General features: G+C 75.1%; 4 protein-coding genes and 1 pseudogene. 4 read left to right on the forward strand and 1 reads right to left on the reverse strand.

Annotated elements, in window-relative coordinates:
* Positions 1–182 (forward strand): annotated as a pseudogene (locus tag JNW98_RS34410) (Rv1733c family protein); the annotation flags it as partial.
* A 362-nt stretch (positions 183–544) separates the two neighbouring features.
* Entirely contained in the window at positions 545–2,977 is a 2,433-nt protein-coding gene (locus JNW98_RS34415; protein WP_223772217.1) for a right-handed parallel beta-helix repeat-containing protein, read from the forward strand.
* 12 nt (positions 2,978–2,989) lie between these two features.
* Here JNW98_RS34415 and JNW98_RS34420 read toward each other — a convergent pair whose 3' ends face one another.
* Complete coding sequence (locus tag JNW98_RS34420; RefSeq protein ID WP_223772218.1) at positions 2,990–3,559, reverse strand: hypothetical protein; 570 nt, start codon at positions 3,557–3,559, stop codon at positions 2,990–2,992.
* Positions 3,560–3,849: 290 nt separating this feature from the next.
* Between JNW98_RS34420 and JNW98_RS36990 the strand changes: the two genes are divergently transcribed.
* Both JNW98_RS36990 and JNW98_RS34430 read left to right on the forward strand, forming a co-directional pair.
* Positions 3,850–3,972 (forward strand): tryptorubin family RiPP precursor, encoded by a 123-nt coding sequence (locus tag JNW98_RS36990; RefSeq protein WP_223772220.1) that lies wholly within the window; start codon positions 3,850–3,852, stop codon positions 3,970–3,972.
* Between the two features lie 119 nt (positions 3,973–4,091).
* On the forward strand, positions 4,092–5,021 hold a 930-nt coding region (locus tag JNW98_RS34430), incomplete at its 3' end, for a cytochrome P450 (protein ID WP_223772219.1).

Consider the following 5,021-nt stretch of genomic DNA (forward strand, 5'->3'; position numbering starts at 1 on the left):
GCACCACGGCCTCCGTCCACGCCGCGCTGGCCGGCGTGGGCGCCGCCCTGGCCGCGGCGGGCGCGGTGCAGGGGCTGCGCCGGCTGGTCATGTGGCGGGTCGCCCGGCGGCGGTACGAGCGGTGGGACCGCGCCTGGGAGCAGGCCGGGCACACCTGGGGCCGGGCGGACGCGGGCAGCTGAGGGACGTGGGCGGCCGAGCGGCACCGGCGCCGAGCGGTGCGGTCGGCCGGGCGACATGAGCAGGGGAACGGCACGGTCGGCCGAGCGGCACGGGCAGGCGAACGGCACGGTCGGCCGAGCGGCACGGGCAGGCGAGCAGTACGGACGGGCGAACGGCACGAGCAGGCGAACGGCACGAGCAGGCGAACGGCACGAGCAGGCGAACGGCACGAGCAGGCGAGCCGCACCGGCGGCCGGGCGGCGCGCGGGCGGTCAACTCCCGTGCCCGGCGCACGCTACGGTGGAGCGGCCGGTACGCATCGGTCCCGGGCGGCGCATCCGTCCCGGGAGACAGACGCACGAGGTGGGGGCGCGACAGCACCATGGCACAGGGCTCGGTCCAGGTGACGCACGGCGGCCCGTCGCGTTGGCGGCGGCGCACCGGGGAGTACGTATCGCTCGCGGCGGCCCTGGAGGCGGCGGCGGACGGCGACGTGCTGTCCGTCGCCCCCGGCACCTACCGGGAGAACCTGGTGGTGGACCGCTCGATCACGCTGCGCGGCGCGGACGGGGTGCCCGGTTCGGTGCGGATCGCCCCGCCGGAGGGCGTGGCCCTCACCGTGCGGGCGGCGGCGGTCCTGCGGGACCTCCAGGTGGAGGGTCAGGACGCGGCGGTGCCCGCGCTGCTGGTGGACGGGGGCGCGCCGGAGCTCGTCGGGTTGCGCGTGGTGACGCGTTCGTCCGTGGGAATCGAGGTGCGCGGGGGCGCGCGGCCGACGGTGCGCCACTGCGCGGTCGACAACGCGGCGGGTGTCGGCGTGGCGGTGCTGGACCGGGCCGGCGGCGTCTTCGAGGAGTGCGAGGTGCTGGCGGCCGGGCAGTCGGGCGTCGCCGTGTACGGCGGCGGGGGCCCGCGCCTGGAGCGCTGCCGGGTGCACCACGCGCGGGGCGCCGGGCTGTCGGTGACGGGCGAGGCCAGCACGCTGGAGGCGGTGGGCTGCGAGGTGTACGAGATCCGGGGCGCCGGCGTGCGGATGGCCGAGCGCGCGGCCGGCCGGCTCTCCGACTGCCGGGTGCACCGGGTGGCGGCCGACGGCGTGACGCTGGACACCGGCGCGGTCCTGGCACTCGACGACTGCGACATCCACGACATTCCGGAGAACGCGGTGGACCTGCGGGCGCGTTCGGTGCTGACGATGGCCCGCTCCACGGTCCGCCGGTTCGGGCGGAACGGCCTGTCGGTCTGGGACCCGGGCACCCGCGCGGAGGCCGTCGGGTGCGAGCTCCAGGACAGCACGGGCGACTACCCGGCGGTGTGGGTGAGTGACGGCGCCACGGCCGTCCTCGCCTCCTGCCGGGTGCACGACGTGCCGGACGCGCTGTTCGTCCTGGACCGCGGCTCGTGCGCCGAGGTCTCCGACAGCGACCTGGCGCGGATCCGCGGGACGGCGGTGTCGGTGAGCGGCGGGGCGACCGCGCGCCTCGACGACTGCCGGATCCGCGAGGCGACGACCGGCGCCTGGTTCCGCGACCACGGCAGCGGCGGGACGCTGACCGGCTGCGCCGTCGACGCGACGGCCACGGGCGTGATCGTCACCAAGGGCGCGGACCCCACCTTCGAGGACTGCACGGTGAGTTCGCCGCTGGAGGCGGGGTTCTACGTGTCGGCCGAGGGCCGGGGCACGTTCCGGCACTGTCGGGTGTCGGGCAGCGGCGGCTACGGCTTCCACGTCATCGACGGCTGCCGGGCGACGCTGACCCGGTGCCACACGGAGCGCTGTGCGCGCGGCGGTTACGAGTTCGCGGACGGCGGGGGCGGGCACGGGCACGCGGAGGGCGGCGGTCCGGGTCCGCTGAGCGAGGGCTGCACGAGCGACGAGCCGGTGCCCCTGCGCGTCCCCGCCCCGGCGGCGGCGGGACGCTCACGCCCCGCTCCCCCGCCGCCCCCCGCCCCCGTGACACCGCCGTCCCCTCTCCCCGCACCGCGCCGGGACGAGGAATCGACCCGCCCGTCGACGACGGTCCTCGGCGAGCTGGACGCGCTGGTGGGTTTGGAGAGCGTGAAGAAGGAGGTCCGGGCGCTCACCGACATGATCGAGGTGGGCCGCCGCCGGCAGGAGGCGGGCCTGAAGGCCGCCTCGGTCCGCCGCCACCTGGTCTTCACCGGCTCCCCCGGCACCGGCAAGACGACCGTGGCCCGGCTGTACGGCGAGATCCTGGCCTCGCTGGGCGTCCTGGAGCGCGGTCACCTGGTGGAGGTCTCCCGGGTGGACCTGGTGGGCGAGCACATCGGCTCCACGGCGATCCGCACCCAGGAGGCGTTCGAACGCGCCCGGGGCGGCGTCCTGTTCATCGACGAGGCGTACGCGCTGGCCCCAGAGGACTCGGGCCGCGACTTCGGCCGGGAGGCCATCGACACGCTGGTGAAGCTGATGGAGGACCACCGGGACTCGGTGGTGGTGATCGTCGCCGGCTACACGGCCGAGATGGAGCGCTTCCTGACCGTCAACCCCGGTGTGGCGTCCCGCTTCTCGCGCACCATCACCTTCGGCGACTACGCCCCCGAGGAGCTGCTGCGGATCGTCGAGCAGCAGGCGGAGGAGCACGAGTACCGCATCGGCGAGGGCGCTGCCGACGCCCTCCTCCACTACTTTCGCTCGGTCCCCCGCGGCCCGGCCTTCGGCAACGGCCGCACGGCCCGCCAGACCTTCGAGGCCATGGTCGAACGTCACGCGGGCCGGGTGGCCCAGCTGCCGCACCCGAGCAAGGACGACCTGACGCTGCTGTACGCGGAGGACCTGCCGGGGCTGCCGTAAGGCGGGCTTCCGTCAGAAGTCCGGGATCTCCACGCGGGTGAGGAAGCGGCCGGGCCAGGAGTACAGCGCCCCGCCGAAGGTGAGGTTGCGGGTGTAGACGCCCTCCAGCAGGAGCGCGAGACCGATGTCCAGCCCGTCGCAGGCGCCCCGGCCGTCACCGTCGAGGGTGTGCGACCGCCGGATGGTGACGACGGCGCCGTCCCGCCGCAGCTCGTGCCGGCGGCCGGGGAGCGCCCGGTAGCGGTACGCGCGCCCGGCGATCTCGATCCGCAGCGCGCGCCGGCGGGCCGAAACGGCGAGGTGGCGCCGCTTCAGCCGGGCCACCCACCCGCCGCCGGTCAGCTCCGTGCGCGCCAGGCGCGGCTTCCCCCGGAAGCCGATGCCGGTGAAGCTCAGGGGAGTGATCCCCTGCCCCGACACCCGGGCCGTCAGCGTCTCCCGCCTGACGTCCTCCTCCGCGGGGCAGACCAGCTCCACGGGCCCGAGACCGGGCACGGCCCCGGCCCAGGTGTGCGAGGCCCGCTTCCAGAGGCGGCCGCGGCCGGAGCTCGCGTGGACGAGGGTGAAGCGGACGGCGTGCATGGGGAGACCTCTCGGACAAACGTGACGTTTGAGGTTACCCGACGGCGTGGCTCCCGGTCCGCCGCCGCCCCGTTCGGCGCGTTGCGGACGAGGCTCGCAACTCCGCTGATGAATGGCGGCGTTGACGTTATCGGGCGTCAACGCCCGGTCCACCCAATCCGGCCATGCCGGAAAACCGACCCATTGACAACACCTTTCCCTCCAAGCTTCAATTTTCCCGGCGGTGCCGCAACGAACCGGTACACGAGGGACGTTCGCGTGCACGACCGAAACGCACCACCGCACGAGCCATGTCACACCCGAGCCGTTTCCCCTCTCTGGGAGGTGCTGTTGTGAAGCTCCTGTTCGCACTCAAGGACAAGCTGACGCCGGAAAAGAGCCTGAAGGCGTACGCCTGGTACCACTGGTACTAGGCCGGAAGGGCCCGTGCCCGAGCGCGTCCCCACGGAGGCGCGCTCCCGTCCCCGGCCCGCGCCCGGCGGTGCTCACCGGCCGCCGGGCGCGGGCCCCTTCCGCTCCTGGAGGCCCTCCGATGCACCCCTCCGGCACCAGCACCGGCACCCGCAGCCACACCGGCAGCCGCACGCGCACCACGGTCTTCGCCCCGAGGCTCCGGGCCCTGCTCGACGACCACCTCGGCGAGGACGTCTTCCGTCTGGACCCCACCACCGTCGGCGTCGCCGGCCCGGACCTCACCGACCGGATCCTGGCCGCGAGACCGGCGGGCGAGCGCGAGCGGCCGACGTTCAAACCCCTGCACGGCAGGTCCATCCCGCGCACCGAGGCGTCGACGGTCATGCAGGCCATCGGCCGCGACGTCCGCGCCGCCCTGCGCCGGCCGACCCGGGCGGAAACCGACCTCACCGGCACCTGGCCGCACGTCGGCCACGTCTTCCTGCGCGACCTCGTCCTCGGCCCCGACCCGTACCGGCTGCGCGTCCTGATGGACCGGAACCTGGAGCTGACGCCCAAGCTGACCTGGACGGTCATCGCCGCCGGCGCCGCCCTGCCGGGCCGGCCCCGGCCGGGAGAGCGCCTCTCCGCCCTCGCCGGCCTCACCGCCCGCGCCACCGGGTACCAGGACCGCCGCTACGCCATGGGCCTGTACCGGCGCGCCGCGGCCCCTGTCTGCTTCACCGTCTCCACGCTCGTCGCCAACGCCCTGTGGCTCGGCGCCCCCTTCGCCGACGGGACGCCGAACCGGAACATCCTGTACGAGGCGATGCGGCTGCTGCCCCCGTCGTGGAACGTCCTTCGCCACGCCTCCCCCGAATACCCGGCCCTGGACGCCCGGATCGGCCGGTCCGACGACGTCCTGCTGCTGCCGCTGCTCAGCCACCGGGACCCGGCGCTCTGGGACGACCCCGAGGCGTTCCGCCCCGAGCGGTGGGACGGCCTCGACCCGGACGACCACCCGGGCTACCTCCCGTTCGGCCACGCGTCCGAGCGCTGCTGGGGCCGG

This window comes from Streptomyces huiliensis (assembly GCF_020037025.1).
In the GTDB taxonomy this organism is placed as follows: Bacteria; Actinomycetota; Actinomycetes; order Streptomycetales; family Streptomycetaceae; genus Streptomyces; species Streptomyces huiliensis.

What these genes read in the sequence shown, in the direction of transcription:
- JNW98_RS34420 (WP_223772218.1), bottom strand. Translation starts at nt 3,559, where the DNA reads ATGCACGCCGTCCGCTTCACCCTCGTCCACGCGAGCTCCGGCCGCGGC.
- JNW98_RS34415 (WP_223772217.1), top strand. Translation starts at nt 545, where the DNA reads ATGGCACAGGGCTCGGTCCAGGTGACGCACGGCGGCCCGTCGCGTTGG.
- JNW98_RS36990 (WP_223772220.1), top strand. Translation starts at nt 3,850, where the DNA reads ATGTCACACCCGAGCCGTTTCCCCTCTCTGGGAGGTGCTGTTGTGAAG.